Origin of the sequence: Actinacidiphila yeochonensis CN732, from assembly GCF_000745345.1 — a bacterium.
In the GTDB taxonomy this organism is placed as follows: domain Bacteria; phylum Actinomycetota; class Actinomycetes; order Streptomycetales; family Streptomycetaceae; genus Actinacidiphila; species Actinacidiphila yeochonensis.
Genome location: NZ_JQNR01000005.1, coordinates 2,731,806 through 2,757,411 on the forward strand (window position 1 = coordinate 2,731,806; position 25,606 = coordinate 2,757,411).

Sequence of the window (25,606 nt, forward strand, 5' to 3'; positions counted from 1 at the left end):
CCATGGGTCGTGAGCTTCGAGTCCTGAGCCCTGAGCCATGGGCCTTGAGCCCCGAGTGGACCAGGCTAGAGGCCGGCCGCCGGGCGTGAGCGCCCATCGGGTGAACTCCCCTGCAGCTGAGTCCACTTCGGAAGCCAGCTGGGTGACCCGCGAGGACGGCCGGCCGTCGGTCAGCGCCCGGTGCGCGCGACGGTGTTGACGACGGCGCGCAGCCCCTCGGCGTAGCGCGCCACGCTCTTCTGGGCCTGGGGCGTGTCCGGGTAGCGCACGACGAGTTGGAGGCCGTCGTGGACACGGGTGGTCCAGACGCACACCTGGTCGCTGCGCGAGACCCGCAGGAGGGTCCTGGACCGCCACGCCTCCCAGTCCGCCGCACCGGGGGCGGCGCGGGAGTCGGTGTAGGACAGCAGCGAGAACAGGTCGGGCGAACTGGGCCTGAAGTCCTCGCCGAGGAGCGCCAGGGCGCGGGCGACGGGCAGCCGGGCCAGCCGGCGGTCGGCCCGCAGCGCGGCGCGCGCCATGGTGAGGAGGTCGGCGAAGTCGCGGGCCTCGCCGGTGGCGATCTCCACCGGTACGACGCCCACGTACCAGCCGACGGAAAGGTCCCAGCGGGACGTCGCCCGGGTGTGGAAGGGGACGACCGTACGGTAGGTCGAGGGGCCGCCCGCCTCCTGGACGACGAGGGCGGAGGCGGCGACCAGCCCGGGCAGGACGCCTCCGTGGGCACGGCAGCGCGCGTCGAAGGCGGCGGCCTGGTCGGCGTCGGTGATCATCTCCGTCCACAGGTGCTGTTCGGGGAAGTCGCCAGGGCAGACGCCCGTGTCGAGGGGGAAGGACGGCAGCGCACCGCCGCAGGCGGCGATGAAGCTCCGCCAGCGTTCGACGGCCGCGTCCGCCGCACGGGCCTCGTCGGCCTGGGCCCGTTCGATCCCGCAGAAGTCCACGTAGCTGTCGTAGCTCTCGTAGCTGTCGTGGCTTTCACGGCTCTCGCAGCGGCCGTTCCCGCTGAGGGCGTCGAGGGCGGCGTCGTCGCCGCCAGGTGTGGCGGCGGCAGCGGCCTCGGGTTCCGGTCTCCGCGGCGCGGGCGGTCGGGTGAGCGCCTGCGGTGCCGGGGCGGACCCTTCGCACCCCTGTGCCGTGTACGGAGGTGTGAACTGGGCCGCGTACCGGGCGAGTTCGCCGCGGATCTGGGCGGGCATCAGGTTGATCGAGTAGGCGTCCACGTTGGTGTGGTCGAAGCCCAGGTACAGGCGGGTGACCTGCGCGCTCTGGACGACGGCGTAGACGAAGTTGGGCCACTGGAGGGGGTTCGTCGCGGCGTCGAACCGCTCCTGGAGGAGGCGGCACACGTCCTCGGCGCGCGCGTGGTGGCCGTGGTCGGTCCGGCGCAGCCGCACCTGCTCCGGTGCGAGGGTGAAACGGCGCAGGCCGTCTCCCTCCCAGGCGAAGCCGCTGCGCAGCGTCTCGTGGCGCAGCGTCCACTGCCGCAACACGTGCTCGACGGCGGCGAGTTCGGTGTGCGCCGGCAGGTCGAAGGCGGTACCGACCCAGGCGGGCGCGTCCACCCCCCGCTCCCGCAGATCGCGCACCGTGCGGATGTGGGCTTCCTGCACGTACGCCGGCGGGCGGCCGTCCGGCGGCGCGCCCACCGTGCCGGGGTCCTCCGGCACTCCGAGGGCGAACGAGACGACCCGGCCGGGGTCCACGGCACAGCCGGACAGATCGGTGATCTTCACGCCCGACCTCCGCGCGCCGAGACCCGCGGGCCGGGCGCTTCCCCAGGCGTCACCGCCCGAGGGCGGGTGAGGAGGGCCACGGCGCCGGCGGCTGGGCCGGAGGTACGTAGGGACATGGTGAACGGCTCCGGCGGAAGACGATGAAGAGGCCACCGGTGAACGAGACCGGTACCCGGCCGGTTACGCCGCCAGTCCCGCACGACCGTCGCGTGCTCGCTCCGGGAAACCGCACGGAGGGCACGGTGCCTGACATCGCCTGCGGAGCGCTGGGCGGCGGGCTACTCTCTCCACCCGTACAGAGAGGGGCGGGGATGGCGCTGAACAGACGAGGGTCGCGAAGCGTCGTTGTCGACGGCCTGCCGTATCGATGGCGGCTGCGGCGGAAGCCCACCTACAGCCAGGGTTTGTGCTGGTCGCCCTGCACCTATGCCGTCGAGCGTGCGGACCGGCCAGGTGCGGTGCTCGTCGTCACCACCGACCAACCGCGTATGGGCAACTGGATGGGCAGAGAGGGGCAACCGGTGCTGCCGGCCGATGTCGTGCGGTCCATCCGCACCGCCCTCGCACGCGGCTGGACGCCCGAACGCCCCGGTTCACCCGTGCGGTTGGACGAGTCAGGCGACTTCGCAAGGTAGTTCCCCCTCGCTGTCGCCGAACTGCCGACACCGCCGAGAGCCAACAAGGCCGCCGCGCCCTGCTGATGGTCGCGGCGCACACACGTGACGCCCCCGCCACCAGCCTTGGCGCCGGTAGCGGGGGCGCTTGCGGCAGTCGGCGCTCGGCGCGGGACCGCCGCTTGGGCCGACCGGTCACGGGTGGGTGAGGACCTCGGCCACCTCGGGGACGCGGGCCTCCGGCACCGTCGCGATGCTCCCCGAGTCCACCGGCTCCCTCGGCCAGTTCGTCCAGGCGGCGGCCAAGGCCAAGTCCCCGTTCACGGTGGGCACCGGCTTCTACCCGAAGGTCGACTCCGGCGACTCCGGCGGCCCGATCATCGGCGGCGCCTCGCTGTGGGTCGTCAACTCCGGCAACGCCCAGAAGGAGCGCGCGGCCTGGGACTTCGAGAAGTTCCTGGACAGCGAGAAGTCGCAGGTCGGCGTCCACACGACCACCGGCTACTTCCCGGTGCTCAAGAGCGCCCTCGACGACCCGACCGACAAGCAGTGGGTCGCGCAGAACCCGGAGTTCGGCACCGCCGTCACGCAGCTGGAGAAGACGCCGCTGAACACCGCCACGCAGGGCTGCTCCCAGGGCGTCATGCCGCAGATCCGCCAGGACGTGCAGAACGCGATCTCCGCTGTGGTCCTCCAGGGCGCCGACGCCACGAAGGAGCTGGCGAGCGTCCAGAAGCTGGCCGACAGCCAGATCGCCGCGTACAACGCGAAGCTGGGCGACTGACCCGCGGGGCGTGCCGCGAGTGCCCGGTTCCCGAGTTCCGTGAGTAACTGGGCAGCCGGGCACGAACCGGGTACGAGCCGGGTGCGGACCGGATGCGTACCCGGCAACCGAGAAGCCGGGAAACCACCACCGAGAGAGCGCGGGACATGGCATTTTTCGCCTACGGGCACCGGGGCGTCATGGGCGTCGAGCCGGAGAACACGATCAGGTCGTTCCTGCGGGCGCAGCACGAGCTGCTGGACGGCATCGAACTCGACCTGCACCTGAGCAAGGACGGCGAACTGGTCGTCATGCACGACGAGACCGTCGACCGCACCACCAACGGGTCGGGGGCCGTGAGCGACCTCACCGTCGCGGAGCTGCGGACCCTGGACGCCGGGCAGGGCGAGCGCGTCCCGCTGTTCGGCGAGGTCCTGGAGGCGATGCGGCCGGACCTGCCGATCCAGGCCGAGATCAAGGACGTGCACGCGGCCCGGGTGCTGGCGCGGCTCATCCGGGAGCAGGACCTGCTGGGGCGCGTGCAGGTGCTCTCGTTCTTCGACGAGGCGCTGCACGAGTTCAACCGCGAGCTGCCCGGCGGCACCATGGTGCTGGTCGCCGACCCCACCGACCCCGACCTGGCGGACCGGGCCCGCGCGGTGGGCGCACGGCTCGTCAGCGTCGACATGCGGCTGGTGAACCTGGACTCCGTCGACCGCTGCCGGGACGCCGGCATCGACGTCATGGCCTGGTCGGTGAACACCCCACGTGACCTGGCCGTCGCCAAGGCCCTCGGGCTCGTCGGCGCGGTCACCGACTTCCCGGAGATCCGGCAGGAGATCCTCGCCTCCGCCTGACCGCCTTCCGAGAGCCGCGACACCAAGCGGCCGGCAGGCCGTCCCACCCCTCCCCGGACGGCTTGCCGGCCATCGGCGCGCACGGCGACCACGCGGCCCCGGCCTCCCGGCCCCCCAACGCCCAAGGCCGGCACCCGCACCCGCGGCCCGGCGCCCGCCGTTTCGGCCGTGTCGGCCTCCATACCGTGCCGCGCCGTGCCGAACCCTGCCGAACCCTGCCGCCCGGCAGCACCGGCCCCCTTGACGCCTCCGGCGCCGAAGGCATAGAAGTCTGCGGTACCCGAGCAAGCGGCTCCCTTCCGGAGCGAACGCAGCGCGACCGATCCGGAGCGAACGGGAAGCCGGTGATCCGGAGCGATCCGGAGCGAACGAACAGGGAAGTGCGTCACCCCGCTGACAACGTTGTCAGGCGTCGTCAGCCCATCGTGGGAGAGGACGAGTACCCGTAGTGAGGACACGCAGATTCCGACTGGTCGGCGCGGGCATCACCGCCGCACTGGTCGCGGGAACCCTGGGGCTCGCCGCCCAGAGCGCCGAGGCGGCCGCGCCGCTGGTGGCCGACCCGACCAGCCTCGTCGACACCTTCCTCGGCACCGGTAGCGGCGGCGCGAACGTCGGGGACGTCGACATGTTCCCCGGCGCCTCGATGCCGTTCGGCATGGTGGCCTGGAGCCCCGACACCTCGCCCAAGCGCCCGGCGAGCGGCGGCTACGCGTACGACTCCGGATCGACCATCGGACTGACGGTCACCCATGTCTCGGGCGCCGGCTGCAACATCGAGGGCAACCTGCCGATCCTGCCCACGACCGGAGCCATTCCCGCCAACCCGACCAACGCCACGGAGCCGTTCAGCCACGACGACGAGAAGGCCGCGCCCGGCAGCTACGAGATGAGGCTCGGCGCCGACGGCGAGATGAGCGCCAAGCTCGCGGCGACCACCCGTACGGGCATCGGCGACTTCGGGTTCCCCGCCACGAACCAGGCCAACTTCCTCTTCAAAGCCGGGGATTCACAGAACGGCGACACCGCGGCCGACGTCAGCATCGACGGCGACCACGAGGTCAGCGGCTCCATCACCAGCGGCCACTTCTGCGGGGACCAGCAGCTTCCCGAGCCGGTCTACTACGCGGTCTCCTTCGACCGGCCCTTCACCTCGTACGGCACCTGGAACTCCAAGGGCACGAACCCGGGTTCGCGGACGGACGCGAGCGGCAAGGGCTCGGGCGGCTGGGTCACCTTCGACACCACCGACGCGGGACACGTCGGGATGAAGGTGGGTATCAGCTACGTCAGTGAGGCCGGCGCCAAGGCCAACCTCGCGGCCGAGAACCGGGGATGGAGCGAACAGGCCGTCGCCCGGAGCGCGCACGACACCTGGCGGCAGCTCCTGTCGAAGATCCAGGTCGGCGGCGGCACCCGCGACCACCAGGTGCAGTTCTACACCGCGCTGTACCACGCGCTCCTGGTCCCGACCACCTTCAGCGACGCGAACGGGCAGTACCAGGGGTTCGACCTGAAGACCCACACGCTGCCGCCGGGCAGGACCCAGTACACCAACTTCTCCGGCTGGGACATCTACCGTTCGGAGATCCCGCTGCTCGCGACCCTGCTGCCGAAGCAGACGAGCGACATGGTGCAGTCCCTGCTCAACGACGCGGAGCAGGGCGGCTGGCTGCCGAAATGGCCCAACGGGAACACCGAGACCGGCGTGATGAACGGTGACGCGGCCGATCCCATCATCGCCGAGGCGTACACCTTCGGCGCCCGCGACTTCGACACGAAGGCCGCGCTGAAGGCCATGGTCAAGGGTGCCACCGCGGTGCCGACGAAGGACCAACTCGGCCAGGGCTGGTACGAGGAGCGCCCGCAGTCGGCCGACTACCAGAAGCTCGGCTACGTGCCGAACGACTCCAGCACCAACAACTCCGCGGTCACCAACGGCGCCTCCGAGACGCTGGAGTACGCGCTCGACGACTTCTCCATCGCGAAGTTCGCCCAGGCGACCGGCGCGAGCTCCACCTACCGCACCTTCCTCGACCGCTCGCAGAACTGGACCAAGCTCTTCAACACGGGCTCCGGCTACCTCCAGCCCCGCGACGGCGACGGGGCGTTCCCGACGGGCGACCCGGTCACCGCGGGCATGTCGAGCTTCGGCCAGTCCGGCTTCCAGGAGGGCAACGCCGCCCAGTACGCGTGGGCCGTGCCGCAGAACCTCGGCGGCCTCGTCCAGGCCATGGGCGGCGACGACAACGCCAACCGCAGGCTCGACGCCTTCTTCACCTCGTTCAACTCGGGCCCCAACGACCCGACGTACTGGGCGGGCAACGAGATCGACCTGCTCGCGCCCTGGGTGTACGACTACACGGGGGAGCCGTACAAGACGCAGTCCACCGTCCACCAGCTGATCGACACGGTCTACTCCGACACCCCCGGCGGTGAGCCGGGCAACGACGACCTGGGCGCGATGAGCTCCTGGTACGTCTGGTCGGCCATGGGCATGTACCCCGAGACACCGGGCACGCCGGTCCTCGCCCTCGGCACCCCGCTCTTCCCCCGCGTCCAGCTGAACCTGGACGGACGCCAGGTCACCGTCTCCGCGCCCGGCACGTCCGCCGACACGTACTACGTGCACGGCCTGTCCGTGAACGGGCAGCGCACCTCGGATGACTGGCTCCCGGCCACCGACCTGCTCGGCCGCGGCCGTCCGCTGTCCCTGGACTACACGGTCGGCTCCACGCCCGACACCGCGTGGGGAGCCCGCACCGCCGACCGCCCGCCGTCCTTCCCGGCGGGGCGCGCCACCTTCCCGACGGGCGTCACCCCGGTCGACATGACGACCACCCCCGCGGCCGTGACCGTGCCGACCGGCGCGAGCGCCGACACCACCATGGCGCTGACCGTGGACGCCGGTTCCGAGATCACGCCGTCGAAGCCGATCCGCACCCTCACCTGGAACGCGAACCCGCCCGCCGGCGTCACCGTCACCCCGGCCACCGGCACCACGACGGTGGGAGCCGACGGAAAGGCGCAGGTCGAGCTCTCCGTGTCCGCCGCGGCCGACGCGCCGCAGGGCTTCGAGGCGGTGCCGATCGCCCTGTCCTCGACGGACACGAAGATCCCGCTGCCCACCCTCTCCTTCCCGGTCTCCGTGGTCGGCACCGGTGACACGGCCACAGCCTGCACCACGCTGGGCGACACCAACACCGCGCAGGGCCTGGCCCAGCACGAGGTGGGCGGGGACGGCTCCACCACGCCCCAGACGGTCGGCGGCCAGTCCGCGCGCACCACGGTCCCGCTCGTGACGGACGACCTGAACATGTACTTCCAGCTCGACAAGCGGCTGGCCTTCGGCACGACCAGCTCGACCACCTTCACCATCTCGTACTACGACTCGGGCACCGACTCCTGGAGCCTGCAGTACGACGCGGCCGGCACCAGCGGCGCCTACACCAGGGCACTGAGCGTCACCAACACGAACACCGACACCTGGAAGACGGCGACGGTCACCGTGCCGGACTCCTACTTCGCCAACCGGGAGAACGGCAGCAGCGACTTCCGCATCGCCTCCGGCTCGCCGGTGACGGTGCACAGCGTCAGGACCGAGACCAGCGGCCCCGGCGTCCTCCCCATGAACCTCTGCCCCGCGCCCTGACCCCACCACCAGCGCCACGCGCCAAGCGACGACGCCCGCCGCGGCCGGCCGACCCCAGCCGGCCGCGGCGGGCGTTCGTTTCACCCTGCCCGGTCCCTTGCCGCTGGCGCGCCCTCGAACACGCCACCCTCAGCACCAGCCGCTGTGGCGAGTCCGGACCTCGCTGTTCAGCGGCCTGGGCTGAGATACGCCGACAGATGGTGCAGGCGCGTGTGGTAGTCGGGGTGCGAGGCCAGGAGTTTGGCCAGGAGTCCTCGGCGGCCGTCATGCGCCCGGACGACGGTGCCGAAGGCGCCGGTCCTGCCGCGGGCGGCGAAGGACGTCGTCATGGCGCCGCCGGCCCCCGACGCCTCCGCGTGCATCGTCTGGAGCACCTCGGCGAGCATCGGCCCGAAGCCGAGGGCCGCAGCGTGCTGGTCCGCACGCAGCTCTGCCCGGCGGGCCACGGCGGCCAGTGGATACGGCGCCATGACCAGAGCCAGAATGACGAACCAGTATGCCAGGGCGAAGGCCACCACGACGCCTGCCGCCGCCAGGAGGAGAGCCACTCCCAGGCAGCTGTTGAGACGACGGCCGAGGGCGATAACGAGCCGGGCCAGCCTGCGAACGCCGACCCACGCGAGCCGCCCTGGCAACGCGTACCATTCCCCCAGGAGTGAGGACCAGGCGTGGCCGCCGACATGGTGTGCCAGTTCGTGGGCGAGAACGGCGCCGAGGTGACTACTGGTCAGGTTCTCCAGGGAGAAACGGGTGACGCCCACGATGTGGCCCGCCGCGGCCAGCGCGTTGAGGTCGTCACTCTCCTCGATCCACAGCTCGTAGGCGCGGCCCTCGACACCCGCGCGGGCGGTCACCTCACGCCAGACGGGCTCCAGCCGAGCACGTTCCGACGGCGTCGGGTAGCGGAGGTTCAGCAGGTGCCGGGCGAGGGCGCTCTCCGTGGGCCGGTGGAACGCCAGGGTCCCCGAGGCGAGCCAGAGAAGCACGATCAACCATCCCGAGTGCGGGAGCAGAGCGTAGGAGATCGTCACCACGATCACGAGACTCACGACGAACGGGGGCAAATGCAGGAGCAGTTGCCCCATGGTCGCGGCATCGACACGCCGCTGCCGGCGCGACAGGTGGACCCGCCCTCGGCGGGCGGCCGCAGGTCCGACCCCGAAACGGGGACCGGTGCTCGGCTTCGAGTCCTCCTGGCCGGTGTGAGGCCGGATCGGTGTGCTGGAGGGCGCTGTCCGCTGGGTGCTCTGCCTTGGCCCAGTGGGGTACGACGGAGGGGGTGGCGGCACCGCCCTCCCGGTGTTCCCACTCCGAGGCGGGGGAACACCGGCGCCCGGGTACGTCGGCGGTGGCGGCACCGAGGTCCTCGGGTACGCGGGGGCGTCCGAAGAGGGGGCGCTGCCGGAGCGGATGGGGTCGGCTGGAGTCGTCATGGAGAAATGTCTTCCTCGGTGAGCGTTCGGTCGCGCGCGGAGGCGTTGCGATGGGACCGGCGACGTTCAGCGCAGGGCGAGCGCGGTCGGTAGGAGCACAGCTCCCGCGAGATAGAGGGCCAAGCCAGCGCGTATCCAGCGGTGCTTGCGGTCGACGATGCGGCTGTTCTCGGCCAGCGCACTGAGCAGCCCCGCGTCCGGATCGGTCGTCGTGTGGTCGAGCGCTTCGGCCAGCAGCCCCTGCCCTGCCGCACGACGGATGTCGTCGAAGTACGTCAGGGGGCGCCCCGGTCTCCACGGGCTGGCGCCGTACCGGGGACGCACGGCGAGGAGGAGGGAGAGCAGCGATCCGGCCAGCACCGCCACCGCCGCCCACCACAGCACGGTGCCGGCGGCGGAGAGCTGCGACACCGTCCATCGGCGTGTCGCGAGCAGGCCCCCGAACAGGCCGACCGTCATGCTGAGAGCTCCCAGGAGCAGGGAGGCCTTGTTGTCCGCGTGCGCGGTCTCCGCCCGCAGCTCCATGAGAAGACGGGAACCCACGGCGGAACTGTCCGCGCCCGGTCCGCTCACCGTCCGTCCCCCGCGTCGTCGGCCTGAGCCGTACCGGGGGGCTTCCGGAAGGATGCCCGGGTGTCGCCTGCGGGCTGCCAGGGCAGGGCGCCCTGTACCGGTACGGGCGGCGCCGGTTCGGTGTCGGGCAGGCCCCGGGTGAGGAGCTCTTCGACGATGCGCGTCGCCGGGGCGGTAAGGCCCGCACGCTGGTAGTCCTCCAGGTTGCCTTCCCCCTTCAGCACCTGCAGGGCGACCTCCCGCTGGCTGCGGATCAGGGTGAGTTCGTCCTCGCGCAGGTTCTCCATCACCAGCCGGAAGTCCTCGGGGTGCCGGCTCAGGTGGAGGGCCCAGGACGCCACACCGCCGTGCTGGAGGTAGTACTGGTAGTACTCGATCTTCTCCGCCTCCAGTTTCCTCAGCTCCGCCTCCTGGTGGCTCTGCCGGATCGCGAGTTCGTGGCGCTGGTCGGCCTGTGCCCTTTCCCGTTCGGCCCGGAGTTCGTCCTCACGCATCGCAAGGTCGTGGGAGGAGCCGAGCCGCTGGTCGGAGTACCGGATCTCGCGCAGCGCACGCTGCTGCGCGACGGCGTCGTCGTCCTGGCGCAGCCGGACCGCCCATGACACGCGCAGCCCGGCCCCCTCCGCCAGCGGTCCGGCGGCGGCGACCGCCTGGCGCACGGCCCCTTCCGCCTCCGAACTCCGGTCGATCGGGAACCTGCGGCTGACCTCGCGCATCAGCTCCTCCAGGCGTCTGGTCAACAACGCCGGGACGTCCCGCTCCCGGCTGGTCACGAACTGTTCCGGGCGGGTGACCTGCCAGGTCATCGCCAGGTCGGCCGTGAAGTCGAAGGCGTCGTTGTCACTCGGCAGCGACAGCGACCCGGTGCAGGAGTGGACCCCCATGTCCACCTCGTACACGGCGGTGTACCGCCTTGTGGCGAGCTCCGACCGGCTGGGGCGACGCGGCGGGAGATAGGTGTCGTGTTCTCCCTTGTTCGTGGCGAAGACCAGGGCGTTGTCGATCCGGCTGTAGCTCTTGCGGTAGTCGAACCGCGCCAACTGGCGAACCGTCACAACCGGGTCGACGAGGACGCTGTGCCGGTGCGCGCCCTGGTCCCAGTCAGGTTCGCGACGGAAGTCCGCCATGGGGCATCTCTCCTTGCTCTGCGTTCGTCAGCTCATGGACGGGTGGGGGGTTGACGCCGGGCCCGAGCATCGGGTTCAGCAACCGCGTGGTGACCTTGAGAGGCTCGCCGTGCCTGTCGTGCAACGTCCGCAGCATGTGGCTGAGGCGCTTGCGATCCTCGGCGGTGAGCGCGAGAGCGGGAAGCAGCGCGGCCAGCTGTCCCTCGACCTGGAGGTCGTCATCGGCCGCGCGGACCCATCCGCCCAGGGCCTTCAGCGCGTCGCCGGTGTACCTCAGGTCGCTCAGGGCGGTCCGCCACAGGTAGGCCAGGAGCCGGGCGTCCTCGGTGCTTCCCTGGGCGGCGGCCTCGGCATACCACTGCAGGAGCAGCCGGTCGTCCGTATGCGTGCACGCGAGGACGAAGGCACGCAGTACCAGTTCGTCGGCGGGCGCTTTGCCCTGGAGGAGTTGGACCAGGTCGTGCAGGATCTGCCCGCGGACCGCGGACGACTGATCGGTCAGCAGCAGTGCGACGGACTCGGCGATGTGCCCGACCTCAGCTTCGTCGTCAGCCACCCGGGCCGCGTCCACCAGCGCCTCCAGCGCTGCCTGCGGCATCTTCGCGCCGATCAGGCCGTAGACACGGATCGCCGTCCACCGGAGCCGGACCCCGGAATCCGTGTCGCACCAGGATCGTAGGATCCCCGGGATGTTGGGGGCGCCGATGGCATGGGCCATCGCGAGGGTGTTGGCGGCGACCAGGCACGTCCGATAGCGCTTCGACCCCGCCCAACGCTCGATGATCAGCGCCATCGCCGACGGAAGGTCGGCGTCGGCCAGCACGGCCGCGGTCACCGCCGCCCTGGTGCGTACCAGGGGCCGGCCGTCCTCGGCGAGCCGCTCCAGCCAGCGGATCAGCGCGGGCCGCGCGGACGGATGGCCCGTCCACACCTCGCGGAGGACCTCGCCGGCGGTCCGGGGCTCCAGGAAGCGGGCCATGCGCTGCGTCACCGGCCCCCACTCGGTGTGCTCCTTCTGCGGATACTCCTCGGCGCGTGCGAGCAGCAGCCGCTTGGTGATCGACGTGCCGAAGATGCCCACGCGTGAGTGGGATCCGGCGTCTTCGGTCCGCTGGAACTGTGTGAACAGGTCGTCGCTGAGCTCCGCGGTCAGGGCGTACGCCGCTTCGTCGAACGCCGCCAGGGAGAGAAGGAAGGCCTTGTCCCGCAGCTGGGTCTGGTCGTCGCTGAACCACTCCTGAACCTGTTTCCGGAGCAGCCCCCTGCTGACGGCGGCCAGCTCCTCGTGGCCCGCCTCACCGTCCACGTAGCCGGCCAGGGCCTTGGCGAACACGGCTGCCTCACGGAGCTGGTGGTCCTTGTGGGCGAGGAACTCGCGGGCGGCCGGCAGAGCGAGCAGTTCCCTCTCCCGCGGCGGATCGTCCACCAGGGCGTGCAGCTGCGAACGGAGAACGGCCTCAGGGGACGGAGGGCGCCACTCGACCACTCTGATGCCGCGCAGTACGGCGTACAGATCGACCGTGACGACCAGGTAGGCGTTCTTCTTTTCCAGCTCGTCCCGCACGGCCCAGACATCGACGTCACGCAGCTGGTTGTCGCGGCTCGTCACCAGGTCGCTGACCAGGTAGCCCCGTGACGTCCCCACCACCTCGTCCTTGAGCAGGGCGGGCGTGGTCTTCGGATCGAGGGCGCGCACGGGTACAGCCTTCACAGCGTGCAGCAGCATCAGCGCGGCGCTGTGGCGGCCGCTGAAGGGCGCCCCTGACAGCACGAGAACCCGCTCTTCGCGCAATCGCCCGAGGAGCGGGTGCACGAGCTCCTCGTATCCCGCGAAGACCCGTGCGCGCTCCTCCAGTTCGGACGCGGGGACGTCCCCGGACGCGTGGTGGGAACCCCCGAGGCGGATGTGCTGCTCGATCTTCGTGCCCATGATGACGTCGCCGGCGACGTTGCCACCGCTGACCCCCGTCTGGCTGCCGCCGACCAGACTGCCTCCGAAGGAGGCCGGTGCGTGCCGGATCAGTTCGAGGCGGGCGGCCCACGGGTCCTGCGGGCTGTCGCCCTCCTCCGCGGCCTGCGGATCGTCCGTCGGCTCCTGCTGACCGGGCTGCGGTTCGGTCTCGCCAGGACCGCGTGCGTCCGTCCCGTCCTGGCGGGGCTGCTCACTCATCAGCGACCGCCCTGCTCCCCGCGCTGGACGCTGCCCATGACGACGTCGCCGGTGACGTTGCCGCCGCTCACACCGATCTGGTCACCGTTGACCTGGCTGCCTCCGAAGGTCAAAGAGCCTCCGTGCACGGTGATGTTCGTTCCGCCTCCCTCGGTGACCCGGTTGCGGGCGATGGACGCGTCAGCGGTACCACCGGCAGGGGAGTCGCTGCCGCCGTCGCAGGACGCGGCCGCGGCGGCGGAGGCCCGCTGGGGGAGGGGCCCGTGCAGCCACGCTTCGAGGCGGTCGGTCTTCACCGCGACGTCCACCCGGTGGAACTCCTCCGGCCGCAGTCCACGGTGGCCATGGCGGACGACGCCTTCGTACACCGGCGTCGACACGCACAGGACGCAGTCGGTGGCCCGCTGTTTGAGCGCCTCGCGCAGGACATCGGCGTCGAGCAGTCGGCACGCCTGGTTCAGGTCGTGTCCGACGAGCCCGCCGACCGTCCCTTCGCGGGGATCACGGGCGACTTCCCCTGAGGCAAGGACGGTCCGCAGCCGCATCTGCGCGCTGCTCGCCGCCACCCTGTTGTAGTCGCGCAGCGCGTCCGGGGCGGTCGTCAGCAGAGCTCGCAGCAGCGCGGTCTTCGGGATGTCGGCACTGACCAGGATGATCAGACCATCCCCGCGGTCCTCCCGGTACTGCCGGTCCGGCTCGACGCCCGCTTCGGCGAGAACGTCCTCGACCACGCTGTGCAGTCCTCTACGCAGAAATGCCTGTTCGACGTCGTCCCGCTTGCTGAAACTCTCGATGTCGAGCAGCAGGATCGTTCGGTTGACGGGTTCCGTCAGGGTCAACGACATGCGTGCCTCTCGGACGGTTCGGCTCGGTCCGCAGCACTATCCCGTGAGGGTCCGACAGTGGGGGAGGAACGTCGTCACACCGCGTCTGTGACCGAGTACACACACGGCCGCCGCCAGCGAGCGGTCGACCGGCCGGCTATTCGCCTCGGCCGATCCTGCGTAGTTGATCCGGGCGAACGATGACCAGCCCTCTGCGACCGGTCCGGACGATGCCGCGTTCTCGCAGATCCTTAAGGAGCCGGGCCACCGCCTCACGGGACGCTCCGACCGAGCCCGCCAGCTCGTGCTGGCTCAACCCGCTGGTCAGTCGGACCCCTTCCGGATCCTGCTCGCCGTGCGTGCGGGCCAGATCCAGCAGAAGGATCGCCAGCCGCTCTCGTACTCCGAGAGCCCCCTGCTCCACCCGCTGCCGGTCACTCGCGCGCGTGCGGTCCGCAGTCAGGCCGAGAAGCTGGAGCGCGGTGGCCGGAGAGGCGGACAGGTGGGCCAGGAAGCGGTCGCGATCGATGACGACGGCTCCTACCTCGCCGAGCGCGGTCACCGTCGCCGCGCGGGGCCGACCGCTGACGGCGGACGCCTCACCGACGATGTCGCCAGGCCCGCGTAAGGCGAGCAGGGCCTCGTAGCCGGTGGCCGCGGTGTGGGTGACCTTGGTCCAGCCGCTGAGGATGAGGACGACATGCGTGGACGGCTCGTCCTGATGCAGCAAGGTGGACCGCGGGTCGTACTTCATGGGGTGACCGAGTTCCAACAGGGCGATGCGCTGCTGCTGTTCCAGCCGCGCGAGGAAGGGCACCTGGTCGTCCAGCCTCCCGACCCGAGCCCGGCCGGACGCAGGCGCGGAGAAGCCGGAGCCGGCCGGCGATCGTCGCCCATGCGTGGGACCGGTCGTGTCACCAGTAGGGGCCACTGCGCAACTCCCCGGTTTCGGTTCTCTGTTTCGTCGATGGGAAGCCACGCCCCTCGCGCCGTGGCTCTTCAGACTAGCCAGCGGCCGCGTCATACGTCGGCTCGTACGGAATCTGGCGGCAAGGCGGTTGCCGAGTCCAAGGCAGCAACGGAGTTCGCCCGGCAGACGAAAGACAAGCGGACGGGTGGCAGTCGGCGCGATGGGAAGCCGTTCTGACCTGTGAGCCGCCTCTGCCCGGTGTCGATGGCGGCAAGTGACAATGAAGCCATGGACGAGGTTCTGAAGTTCATCCACGCACGGTATGAATGGGACAACCATGCCTACGCCGAGGTTGCCTACCGCTTTGGTGGTGACGCCCTGCTCGACAGCCATCTGCCGATGCTCGACCTGGTTGACATGCTGGCGCGAGAGTGCGAAGCCATGGAGCCGGCAGATCCACGCGTGACCGGTCTCGCGTACGCACTCCGCGTGCTCGCGCAGTCCTACGCCGATCACCCCGACTACCGGGAGGCGTGGCGTCCGTAAGATCTGATCCAACGGGCATGTCTGACTTGTCTGTCCAGGGGTGTTGGGTACGGCGCTCGACAGCCGGTGGTCACCAGCCTGCTCCTGCAACTGCTGTACCGCAGGGGGATTTGCGTCTGGCGCGAGTGCAGCGCGGGACTCGCCGAGGCGGCTGACGCATCGGTCGGCGCGGAGCCGCTCGTTCACGTCCGGTGCGTGCGTCGAGCGCTATTCGGCATGCTCCGTTCACGGCTCTGGCCCGTAGGTGGGCGTTGGCCAGGACCATCGTCACGAAGTAGCCGGAGCGGGCCGGGCTGCCGCTCATCGCTTTACCTGCCTGCTCGACGGTTCGGCTCGTGCGGTCGACGTGACGGAAGCCGTGGGGCGTCTTCGGCGAACGCGCCGCCGCCGAACTCAAAGAGCGCTGGCGCGCCTTCAAGCCCATCATGCTCAGCCCCTGTCGTATCGGCGACATCACCCGGTGCTGGGCGCGTCCTCAGCGGAGCCTGAAAATGATCAGCGTTGAGAAATCTCCCTTGCTATGTGATCTATGTTCGTGCGATGCATTATGGGCCGAAGGGGCGGACGTGGAGCCGTCTGACTGAAGTGGCTCACGTTCGACCTGAACGGAGACGTTCCGGCGGCCTCGGTGCGCTCCGCTTGACGCCGTGGGTGCTGGTCGATGTGACTCAGCCGTGACCACTGCTGGGGAGTCGCGTTCGGCCGCGTAGGGGTGGGGGCAGCAAATAACCCGACACGCAGCATTTCTGCTGAAAGCGGGGTCTCACGGCACTTGCACACCTGAGTGCGGAAGTGCCCCCGGCAGGATTCGAACTTGCGCACACGACTCCGGAGGTGGGAGAAGCCGTTGTGCTGGGAGGGGCATTGAGGTTTTCTCAGCGAAATGATCTTCGCGAATCGTCGCGAAGATCATTTCGCTGAGAAAACCTCACTGACATGGATTCCTCGGCATACTGGCACCTGTGGATGATGTGGCAAGAGGTGTGGCTGAACGGCTGCGGCCCGCCGTTGAAGCGAACGGTCACAGGCGGCAGAAGGCGGTGCTCTTCCGGCCCGATGTCTGGCGGCCGCGGTTGGAGCCGCATGGCGTGAGTGCTGTGTTGCAGCGGGGTACGGCCGGGCCCACGGCCAAGGAGCGGTTGATCGGCCGCCAGGATCTCGCTCTTCTCAGAGATGAGGCCGGTACTGATCCTGGCGGGCTTCGGCAGGTATTCGTCGCCGTCATGATCTGGGGTTCGGGAACCTCCAACGGACGTGGTCCGCGTTACACCGAAGCGGCGCTGGGCGATCCGCACCTCACCGATGTCCTGTCCCGTACGGCTGACCTGGTGTGGAACGGTGACCTTGCTTCCGCGTACAGGCAGTTCCGGGTGGCTGGGGTTGGGCGATCGTTCTTCACCAAGTGGTTTGCAGCTGTGGACGACGAGTCCACAGACGAACGTGCCTTGATATTGGACAGCCGTGTCTTCCGAACCCTCAACGCGCTCGGATGGGTGAGCTACGAGGCGGCAGGAACCCGGCACTGGCCCACTCGCTATGTGACCTACGTGCGTGCAATGCACTCATGGGCTGCGGAGTTGGACGTGGAGCCGTCTTGGCTGGAGTGGCTCATGTTCGACTTGAGCGGAGACATTCCGGCGGTCTTGGAGCGCTCCGAGTGACGCGTGCATGTTGACGACGGAGCGACTCCACCGTCAACGCGTCACAGACACGGCGGGGAGGCGCGCGTCAACCCCAGGAACAACGCGCTATGACAATGCGATCATTGTCAGATGGCTGCCGCAGACCGCTCCGGGCTGCACATAGACAAAGACCCCGCCGTCAGCGTTTCGGCTGGTGGCGGGGTCTGTCGGCACTTCTTGCGAAGTGCCCCCGGCGCGGCACCCGGAACATGGGAACGGATGAATTCCGACCGCCAAACATTGGAGATTGTTGAGACTGTTCACTTGGAGCGATAGCCCGTGTCTGCACTGACCCGGGATAGCCTTCGCTCGCTGCGACGATGGGCAGCAGAGTTCGCCTACCAGATCACTTGTGACGGGCGAAGTGACGGCTGAGCGCCGCCGCTCAGCCGCGCCGTCGGAACCTCGGCCGCCGCCGCCGTGGCGGTGACGGACGGGCCGCCGGAGCGGGGTGCCAGGGGGCCTCTGCGAGCAGGCGTCGGTGGCGGAACTGCCGGGGAAAGTAGACGATCGCGGCGACGTCGACGGTCGCCAGGTCTACGGGGACCGCGGCGCCGGGCGTAGCGGGGCTGTGCCAGGTGGAGCTGAACGCGGCGGCCGGCGAGACGGTAACTGCGGCGCGGCGCGCGGCGGAACGAGGCCAACGAGGCCGCCCCGCCCGAGCCGGGGAAGCGACGCCCTCGGCCCGGGACATCGCGCGGGTTCGGAACCCTTCTCTGAACTCGCGGGTTGGCCGGCCGATGAAGGGGTTGAGTCAACTTCCAACGTCTCCCCATATGTCAGAGAGGAGGACTATCGTCGCTCCAGCTAGCGCACAAGGGGGGAGATTCAAATGGATGACGACCCGAGCGGCCCGGAGGACAACGAGTCGGTGGAGGGCGACGCCGCGTCTGAAGCCAGCCGTCGCAACCCTTCCCCGGTCGCACACTCTGCGGTGTCGGTCGCCGTGAGGACCATCGCCGACAGCCCCGCCTTCAAGGACGTGGGCAAGCATATGGCTGCCGCCCAGGCCAGCTCTCTCGGCGCCATCGCCGACCGCTTCGCCGCCGAGCAGAGGTCAGCGCTCGGCGCGCTCTCGGCGCAGATCGCTGCCACTCAGACGCAATCACTCAGCGCTATCGCGGCGAGGATCGTCGCCGACAGCCCCGCCTTCAGGGACGTGGGCAAGCATATGGCTGCCGCCCAGGCCAGCTCTCTCGGCGCCATCGCCGACCGCTTCGCCGCCGAGCAGAGGTCAGCGCTCGGCGCGCTCTCGGCGCAGATCGCTGCCACTCAGACGCAATCACTCAGCGCTATCGCGGCGAGGATCGTCGCCGACAGCCCCGCCTTCAGGGACGTGGGCAAGCATATGGCTGCCGCCCAGGCCAGCTCTCTCGGCGCCATCGCCGACCGCTTCGCCGCCGAGCAGAGGTCAGCGCTCGGCGCGCTCTCGGCGCAGATCGCTGCCACTCAGACGCAATCACTCAGCGCTATCGCGGCGAGGATCGTCGCCGACAGCCCCGCCTTCAGGGACGTGGGCAAGCATATGGCTGCCGCCCAGGCCAGCTCTCTCGGCGCCATCGCCGACCGCTTCGCCGCCGAGCAGAGGTCAGCGCTCGGCGCGCTCTCGGCGCAGATCGCTGCCACTCAGACGCAATCACTCAGCGCTATCGCGGCGAGGATCGTCGCCGACAGCCCCGCCTTCAGGGACGTGGGCAAGCATATGGCTGCCGCCCAGGCCAGCTCTCTCGGCGCCATCGCCGACCGCTTCGCCGCCGAGCAGAGGTCAGCGCTCGGCGCGCTCTCGGCGCAGATCGCTGCCACTCAGACGCAATCACTCAGCGCTATCGCGGCGAGGATCGTCGCCGACAGCCCCGCCTCCAACGGACTCGCGAAGCGGTTGGAGGCGTCTCGTGTGGCTGTGCTGGGGGAGTTGACCCTCCGTGCCTCGGAGATGGTCGGAACTTCCTCCCTCGCGAGTGTGGTGGCAGAATTCGCCCGTCGATATGAGTCGTGGAACTCTTTCGCGGGAAGCACGTTGCAGGCTCTCGGATCTCTGCGGCCTGATGCAGGAGAGGCAGCGCGGACAACGTTGGGATCTGCGGCGGTTGCGAGTCTGACTGGGCTTGATCGATATACACCTGGTCCTGCGCGGTTGGCTCAATTTGCGGCGACTTCCCATCTTGCCGAGCAGACCGTGGGACCGGGCGCTTTGACAAGTTGGCGAGCTTCACTGGAGTCGAACCGCCGGGTGTCTATGCTGCGTGCACAAGGCCCTTCGACCGCTTTGGATCATCTCTCTGACCTGGCTCGGAATCAGACGGATCTCACTTCTTGGGTCGTCCAGCAAAAGTCGGGGCACAGACTTCTTAGCGACCTCAGTGGTCGGCCCGTGCTGGCTTGGCGGGATCGCCTTGCGCAGACCATCCCTGACAGCACGGAGATCGAAGCCGGAGCCGTGCTAGTGGCCGGGCAGGCCACCCTGGGCCTGGTGGGTGGTGACCTGCTCACATCGGTGGCGTGGGACGACGACATCTCCGAGGAGGCGAACGAGCGCGTTGAAGGCATGGTCCTCGCTCCTTGGGAGGAAGCTCGCGTCAACGTGTTCCGAGACCTGTATGCGGTGCTTGCTTCCCTCGATCCGACGGTGCCCGAGCTCCTGGACGGTGCGTGGGATGAAGTCGACCGGGCGGGGCCGGCTGCCGCGGTGAAGGCCGCCAACTGTGTGATCGAGGTCGTGGATCGGACATTCAGGGCAGCAGCTCCAGACGACAAGGTCCGGGAATGGCACGAGGAAGGAAGGCGCCCGAAGGCCGAATGGGAAGGGGAGTCACGGCCACCTCACGCTCTGCGCGCTAAGTATCTTGCTCGGAATCTGGGTGACGACCGGGAACTGATCGAAGCCCAGGCCGACGCGTTTGCCGTCATGTCACGGCGGATTCGTAAACCCGTGCAGAAGATCAAGCACGCGTCGCGGGGCGACATAACGAAGGTCAAGGCGCTTCTCCTCTCCGCCGAGTATCTGTTGGTGAGTCTCCTTCTGGGGGGCGAAGATGGTGACCGGTGAGATCGCCGAGCTTCAGAAGCACTGGGTTTCTTCTGCTTGATTTGATCACTGCGTCTCATCGGTCCCAGCGGTTGTTCTGCCATGGCAGCTCGCCTGGGGGCGCCGAGCGCGTCGTCAGCGCATACTTCGTGCTCAGCGTCCGTCTCCGTGTTACTGGATTCGGGGGCGACACCGCGGAGCCGCGACAGGGAGCCAGGACCGGACGCGGCGGGGGCAATCACCGGCCCGCCAACACGGCCCGGCTCCAGCGAGCAAAGGGCCATCTGTTCGTGCTGGCGGGGCCGGATGCGGGCCTTGATTCAGTCCCGCAGGTGCCGCCAGTGCGTCACTCCGCTGCTGCCGATCGTCCCCAGCCGGCACGTGCACAACGTCACGCGTGCGCCGGGCGTGGATGAACCCGCGCTGAGCCGCGCGGTCATCCGCCGGCAGCTGACTGGGGCCTGTCGACGGCCCGCCCGTCAGGTCGAGGTTCTCGTGGTTGGAGGGCCGTGCGGGCGGCGTGACTGTTAAGCCGGTCCGTGTCAGCTCCCGAGCACCGCCTCCCGGGCGGCGTGGGACCAGATGGCTTGTTGCCGGGCGGTGAAGCCCATTCTGTTCCAGTGGAAGAGCACGTGGCGGGCCAGCACACGTCGAAGGCCGGGTGACAGTCGGCAGTCCGACGATGCTTGGGCGAGTAGCCGGCCGCATCGTTCCAGGCCCTCGAACCACGGCCGAAGGGGGGTGAGCGGGCCGTCCGTCAGCAGAGGACGGGCATCGGTGAGGAGAAGGCGCCCCATCGGCTCGATCATGGTCCTGACCGTTCCAAGGTCCAGGTCGGTTTCGAGGGGGCGGTGTCGTTCCACCTGGCCCCATACGTCGCCTTGTTCGCCGAACTCCAGGTGTGCGGCGCGCATCAGCACGGTCATGGCGAGCAGCGAGGCGACGTTGGCGGCAGGTACCTGGCTGCTGTCTGCGGCGCGGTGGAGGTAGTCGAGGGTGCCGATGCTGTCCACGTGGAAGAGGTCGTGGGCGATGTCCATGCCGACGTCACCGCCGAAGGCGAAGGTCTCGGGCTCGTAGCGTCCGGGCCGCCAGTCCTGGACGGCGCCCCGCGAGGTCGCCCTGTCGAGGGCGTCGGCGAGGTGGATCGCCATGTCCTTTGTGGTGGCGCAGCTGACGGGGTGGAAGCGGAAGCGCCAGTTGGGGTGCTTGCGCACGAACCACCAGGTCCCGACAGGACCGGTCCGAAGGCTCGGCAGCAGGTGGGCGCGGACCGCGCGGTGCGCGGTCGGGTAGTCGGCGAACCGGACGTTCACCTGGTGCCATTCTCGGACGCGTGATTCGAGGGCGGCCCGGCCGGCGGCCCGGTACCGTGCGATGTCTTCGGCGAGGCGGCTGGTAGGGATGCGTGCACGGCGGGCGGCGTCCTCAATCGGCGTGCCGGCCAGGACGTCCAGAACGGCGGCCTCGGCACGCTTCACGTCGCGTGTGGGTGGATTCGTCATGTCAGCAGCAGGCAGGCGTCCCACTGCCCCTGGGCGGCGTAGTCGCTTTCGGAGTCGGCGTCCTGGAATGCGAGGGCGGCGCCGGCAACGCCTTCGAGGAAGCCGTCCTCCTCGGGCACGTCGGCGGTGAGGAGGCGGTCGCGCAGCAGCTGGAGCTGGCTGACGAGAGGGGCGGGGCTGGCGGAGTCCTGGGCTACGCGCTGGGCCGTTCGCATGATGCCGGCGAAGCCGTGGCACAGGCCGCGGCCGGCGATCTGGTCGAGCTGGGCGGGGTCGAGCAGGCAGTGGAGCAGGGCGCGTTCGGCCATCCGCGTGCGGTCGGCGTCTTCGGTGACGATGCCGGCGAGCTGCTGGGCGCGGGCCAGGCCCGGGGTTCCGTAGCACCAGCTCGGTGCTGCCGGTAGGGCGGGAGCGGGCCCGTCCTCGCTGACCCACCGCGGCCAGTGCACCCCGCGGTGGTCGTGCTGCCGTATCCGGTCCAACCAGCGGCAGACGCGGTGGATGGCCGCTTCGTGGCCGTCCACGGTGATCCCGGCACGCATGGTGAGGGCCAGCAGCGCGAGGGGTCCGGCGATGCCGTGGGCCATGCCGGCGTTGGCGTGTCCGCCCGGCGTTGCGGCCGTGTGGCTGGTCGGGGCGTGGCCGACCCACCACCCGGGCGACAGCTCACCGCCCGCGGGGAGCGGCTCGGTCAGCCGGACCAGGTATTCGAGAACGCCCTTCAGCTCAGGGCTGTGAGGTTGCCTGAGCAGGAGCCCGGCGCCGATGCCGGTGAGGCCGCGGAACAGGTCGTACTCGGCGAACTCGGTTTGCCGGCCCGCGTTGATGCGGGCGTGTGCGGCGTCCAGGCGCCGACGGGTGTGTGCGGCCACGATGGTGTCGAGGGCCCGGAGGGCACTGCTGTAGCGGCTGGTTCCGTCTGCGGCCAGGTGGAGGACGAAGGCAGTGGCGGGGGCTCCGAGGTAGAGGTTGGCGGCCGGGCCGTCGATGAGGGGGCCGAGGCCGGACAGGCTCTGGTGCACCTTCTCCCAGGTGCCGGTGCCGCGGCGGGCCTGTTCGATGGCCGGCAGGGCGGTGCCGAGGGGGCCGTGGGCGAGGGACTGCCGAAACGACAAGGAAGTGGTGGTGGAGAGGGTCTGGGTCACCGCGGGTCTCCTTCGGGCCGGGCGGTCCATGACAGGGCTGCCGCGCGGGCGGTGCGGCGGCACGTGGCCTCGGCGGCAGGGTTGATGCCGACAAAACGGTTGTGGTGCATGTGGAGCAGCGACGGCAGCACGTCGGCCGGCTCGATCCCTGACTCCTCCAAGGCGACGCGGTACCGGGACAGTGCCTCCCGCCGTGCTTCCCACGCCGCGGCCACAGCGAATCCGGCGTTACCCGCGGTGCTGACGAGGTCCTCGGCGAAGGTGTCGCTCCCCGCGAGGCGCACGGCCAGGGCCTGTACCTCGCGGGGAGGGGCCTCGCCCTCGGCGCGCCGCAGGTTCCCGGTCAGCCAGCGGAACGCCTTGGCCCGGGAGCCGAGCAGTCCGGTGCCGATGTCCACGAAGCCGACCGCGGCGACGGCGAGCCGCTGGTCGGCGGAGTCCAGGAGCAACTGCGCGAGTGCCGCGTTGGAGTCGGCCTCGAAGTACGCTTCGGCGGCCTCGAAGGTGGCTCCGGCGCCGTACCGGCCGGTTTCGGGGAGGTCGGTCTCCCACGCGATGCGCTGGATCACGCCCTCCTCCCGAAGAGCGGCAGCCCAGGCCGCGACCTTCTGTGCCGTGGCACCGAACGTGTCGGGTTCCAGCAGGTGCAGACGCAGGCGTACGTGAGGTGAGGGGTCGGCGTACCGGACGAACCAGGCGGGGTTCCCGCCGACGAGCAGCCGGGGAAGGTGCGTGGTCAGCAGTTCCGGGACGCGGGCCGTGTTGCCGTAGAGCTTCAGGTAGGCCCGGTTCGATCGGCCCGGCAGGCGGCCGGTGTCGCGCTTGGCGACGGGCGCGTGCCGGAGGGCGGGGGCGGGCTTGGGCTGCTGCTGGGCGGCGAAGGGGAGAACCACTTCGTGGGCGTGTCCGATCCAGCCGAAGGCCCTTTCGTCCGGTGCCTCGTGCAGGACGACGCTGCGGTGGCCGGACACCGCGTTCCGTAGGAGGGTCCGGTGGGCGCTGAGGGCGAGGTCGAGCCGCAGGCGCTGGTCGTCGTCTCCGAGGGAGACCGTGAGGGGGACGCCGTGCTGGTGGCGCCAGGTGGTGAGGCTCCTCTCCCAGTCGTTCCCCGAGCCCAGGTCTTCCGCGCGCAGCCGCCAGCAGGCCGGGGTCAAGATGGTGCGGCCGTAGCGGACTTCCGGCAGGAAGGGCAGGCGGGCGGCGGCGCCCCAGGTGAACGGGGTGAGGACAGCTGCGTGGGATCGGTGCGCCTCGCACAGGAAGCGCAGCAGAGGGTGGGTGCCGTGGCTGAGCTCAACGGCGTTCATCACCGATGGCTCGATGACGCGCCCGGTGGACAGGGACACCAGGTAGAGGCGTCCGGCATCCGCGACGACGCCGAGGTCTGCGAGGTCGAGCGTGGCGGCGGAGTTGAACTCACCGAGGGCCAGCACTTCGGGCACGACGACGGGAGCGCGGGCCACGTTGAGGACCGGCTGCTTCATCGGAGGGCCGGACACCTGGGCCCGCACTGCGCCGGCGGTCAGGGTCGGCAGGGTCCGGTACATCTCCGCCCGGCGGTTCAGCTCGTCGGGCGGCAGCATGGACAGGAACCTGCCTACGGTGGTGCCGGCGGCCAGCGACAGGCCGACCACGGAGAGTGCGAACCTCCCCTCGTCCAGATCGCGTTCACACGTGCCGAGCACGGTGAAGCACAGTTCGACGTGGGCCGGCACCTGGATCGGTTCGCCGACGGACAAGGCGGCGACGTCCGCCTCGGTGAGAGTGACGCTGCGCCTGTGGGTGAGCGCGGCTTCCTGGGCGAGCGCGAGCAGGTGTTCGTCGCGCGGTGTCGTGGCCAGGACCGGACGCGGGAGGACGCTGCCGCGGTATCCGGCGGGGACTCCGAGGCCGACGTCTGGGTCGGTGAGGTCGCGTAGGGGCACGATGGTGCCCATGCTGTACCGCTCCAGGAAGCGGGCCCGGTAGTCGCTCCATGCCGGCGAGCCGTGCGGGAACGGAGTGATCCGCGCCATGACCTCCAAGGCCGCTTTCGCTTCGCGCGCCACCCGTTCAGGCAGGACCACCTCCACGTCGGGGCGGACGTTGACCACCAAGGACCGGGCCGTGGCCGGCGCGAGCGCGGACATGGCCTCGACCGCCTGGACCCGTAGAGCAGCCTGGACGTCAGGTCGGGCACCTCGGGAACCGTCGTGTCGCCGAAGGGCACGGTCGATCCGGCGCATCTGCGCCGCTTGCGGAAGGTCGACGTCAGCCCGATCGAGCTGAGCGATCAGGTGGCCGAGGGCGTCCGGAGTCGTCGTCGGCGGCCGAAGGTTGGTCAACAGAACGCGGTGGGCGACGAGTTCGGCGACCATCGTCTCGATGGTGGACGCGGGCGCGCGCGGGTGGTCCGCCCCGATCTTGTCCACGAGGTCCCGCACCAGGATCGGGGTGCGGGCCAGGGCGAGCGCCTGCTCGGCCGCCCGCGTACGGAGCAGGTTCGTACTCGCCGGCCCGTCCGGACCCGGCTGGTAGGCAATGGTGATCCGGGAGCCCCGCACGGTCCACGTCGGGTCAGCCACCACCGCCAGACGCCGGAACACCGCCAGGTTGCCTTCCAGCATCGTGATGACCTCGTGCAGCCACTCCGCGCCAACTCCGGCGAACGCCTTGTGCTCCGGTCCCCAGCGAACGTGCGTCTGCTGCCCGAGGCGTGTGGAGGTCGTTCCGGCGAACAGGCCGAAGGGCGTGGCGCGGTACTTCATGCGCAGCAGGTACCGGCTCAGGGAGCGCGCGGTGCGCTCGACACGCGAGGGAGGCGCGGAACCGTCGAGGGCCTTGCGGACCGCCTGCGCGAGGATGGGTGCCGCGTGGCTGATCGCCTCGGCCCGGCGCCTCTCCGCCCAGACCTCGCCCATCCACCGCCGCAACCGCGCGGAGTCGGTGAAGTCCCCGGGCCAGGAGGGCAGCGGGTCTGCCAGCGGTACGAGCGCGGATCGGATCACGCCTGTGTCGAGCGCCTGATACATCGTTGCCTCCTCATCTCTGCACGGTGCGGGGCC

17 protein-coding genes are annotated in these 25,606 nt (G+C 70.0%); 7 read left to right on the forward strand and 10 right to left on the reverse strand.

Annotated features, from left to right (window positions below; all coding sequences use genetic code 11):
- Positions 1 to 170: 170 nt before the first annotated feature.
- Positions 171 to 1,736, reverse strand: coding sequence for a hypothetical protein (locus BS72_RS23435; protein ID WP_037913300.1), 1,566 nt, complete (start codon positions 1,734 to 1,736; stop codon positions 171 to 173).
- A gap of 311 nt (positions 1,737 to 2,047) precedes the next feature.
- On the opposite strand from BS72_RS23435, the gene BS72_RS38685 reads away from it, so the two are divergent.
- From BS72_RS38685 to BS72_RS23450, 4 genes are all read left to right on the forward strand, one after another.
- Positions 2,048 to 2,371, forward strand: coding sequence for a hypothetical protein (locus BS72_RS38685; protein ID WP_078901587.1), 324 nt, complete (start codon positions 2,048 to 2,050; stop codon positions 2,369 to 2,371).
- Between the two features lie 184 nt (positions 2,372 to 2,555).
- Positions 2,556 to 3,134: an extracellular solute-binding protein gene (locus tag BS72_RS23440; RefSeq protein ID WP_051951558.1), complete on the forward strand. Its 579-nt coding sequence runs from the start codon at positions 2,556 to 2,558 to the stop codon at positions 3,132 to 3,134.
- Positions 3,135 to 3,280: 146 nt separating this feature from the next.
- Positions 3,281 to 3,970 carry a glycerophosphodiester phosphodiesterase gene (locus BS72_RS23445; protein ID WP_051951560.1) on the forward strand — a complete coding sequence of 230 codons (690 nt, stop codon included), beginning with the start codon at positions 3,281 to 3,283 and terminating at the stop codon, positions 3,968 to 3,970.
- Between the two features lie 448 nt (positions 3,971 to 4,418).
- Positions 4,419 to 7,622 carry a GH92 family glycosyl hydrolase gene (locus BS72_RS23450; RefSeq protein WP_051951562.1) on the forward strand — a complete coding sequence of 1,068 codons (3,204 nt, stop codon included), beginning with the start codon at positions 4,419 to 4,421 and terminating at the stop codon, positions 7,620 to 7,622.
- 167 nt (positions 7,623 to 7,789) lie between these two features.
- Here BS72_RS23450 and BS72_RS23455 read toward each other — a convergent pair whose 3' ends face one another.
- The 6 genes from BS72_RS23455 to BS72_RS23480 form a co-directional block, all read right to left on the reverse strand.
- Positions 7,790 to 8,671, reverse strand: coding sequence for a M48 family metalloprotease (locus BS72_RS23455; RefSeq protein WP_232792512.1), 882 nt, complete (start codon positions 8,669 to 8,671; stop codon positions 7,790 to 7,792).
- Between the two features lie 450 nt (positions 8,672 to 9,121).
- Positions 9,122 to 9,598: a Pycsar system effector family protein gene (locus BS72_RS23460; protein ID WP_198545940.1), complete on the reverse strand. Its 477-nt coding sequence runs from the start codon at positions 9,596 to 9,598 to the stop codon at positions 9,122 to 9,124.
- A 26-nt stretch (positions 9,599 to 9,624) separates the two neighbouring features.
- Positions 9,625 to 10,755 carry a PE-PGRS family protein gene (locus tag BS72_RS23465; protein ID WP_037913307.1) on the reverse strand — a complete coding sequence of 377 codons (1,131 nt, stop codon included), beginning with the start codon at positions 10,753 to 10,755 and terminating at the stop codon, positions 9,625 to 9,627.
- Positions 10,730 to 12,925: a hypothetical protein gene (locus BS72_RS23470; protein WP_063836128.1), complete on the reverse strand. Its 2,196-nt coding sequence runs from the start codon at positions 12,923 to 12,925 to the stop codon at positions 10,730 to 10,732. The genes BS72_RS23465 and BS72_RS23470 overlap by 26 nt, the downstream gene beginning before the upstream one ends.
- A complete protein-coding gene (locus tag BS72_RS23475) occupies positions 12,925 to 13,770 on the reverse strand; it encodes a hypothetical protein (RefSeq protein WP_063836129.1) in 846 nt (281 codons plus the stop codon). The genes BS72_RS23470 and BS72_RS23475 overlap by 1 nt, the downstream gene beginning before the upstream one ends.
- A gap of 136 nt (positions 13,771 to 13,906) precedes the next feature.
- Positions 13,907 to 14,566 carry a Crp/Fnr family transcriptional regulator gene (locus BS72_RS23480; protein WP_232792513.1) on the reverse strand — a complete coding sequence of 220 codons (660 nt, stop codon included), beginning with the start codon at positions 14,564 to 14,566 and terminating at the stop codon, positions 13,907 to 13,909.
- Positions 14,567 to 14,947: 381 nt separating this feature from the next.
- Here BS72_RS23480 and BS72_RS23485 point away from each other — a divergent pair, with 381 nt between their 5' ends.
- The 3 genes from BS72_RS23485 (at position 14,948) to BS72_RS23495 (ending at position 19,933) form a co-directional block, all read left to right on the forward strand.
- On the forward strand, positions 14,948 to 15,205 hold the full coding sequence (locus BS72_RS23485) for a DUF6221 family protein (RefSeq protein WP_037913309.1): 258 nt from the start codon (positions 14,948 to 14,950) through the stop codon (positions 15,203 to 15,205).
- Positions 15,206 to 16,167: 962 nt separating this feature from the next.
- Positions 16,168 to 16,866, forward strand: a complete 699-nt coding sequence (locus BS72_RS23490; protein ID WP_232792514.1) for an 8-oxoguanine DNA glycosylase OGG fold protein — start codon at positions 16,168 to 16,170, stop codon at positions 16,864 to 16,866.
- Between the two features lie 853 nt (positions 16,867 to 17,719).
- A complete protein-coding gene (locus BS72_RS23495; protein ID WP_037913315.1) occupies positions 17,720 to 19,933 on the forward strand; it encodes a hypothetical protein in 2,214 nt (737 codons plus the stop codon).
- 521 nt (positions 19,934 to 20,454) lie between these two features.
- Here BS72_RS23495 and BS72_RS23500 read toward each other — a convergent pair.
- Genes BS72_RS23500 through BS72_RS23510 form a run of 3 tightly spaced genes read right to left on the reverse strand, consistent with a single transcriptional unit; the run spans position 20,455 to position 25,573 of the window.
- Positions 20,455 to 21,417, reverse strand: coding sequence for a thiopeptide-type bacteriocin biosynthesis protein (locus BS72_RS23500; protein WP_051951565.1), 963 nt, complete (start codon positions 21,415 to 21,417; stop codon positions 20,455 to 20,457).
- Positions 21,414 to 22,562 carry a lanthionine synthetase C family protein gene (locus BS72_RS23505; RefSeq protein ID WP_051951567.1) on the reverse strand — a complete coding sequence of 383 codons (1,149 nt, stop codon included), beginning with the start codon at positions 22,560 to 22,562 and terminating at the stop codon, positions 21,414 to 21,416. The genes BS72_RS23500 and BS72_RS23505 overlap by 4 nt, the downstream gene beginning before the upstream one ends.
- Positions 22,559 to 25,573, reverse strand: coding sequence for a lantibiotic dehydratase (locus tag BS72_RS23510; RefSeq protein WP_232792515.1), 3,015 nt, complete (start codon positions 25,571 to 25,573; stop codon positions 22,559 to 22,561). Before BS72_RS23510 ends, BS72_RS23505 begins: the two co-directional genes overlap by 4 nt.
- Between the last annotated feature and the right edge of the window lie 33 nt (positions 25,574 to 25,606).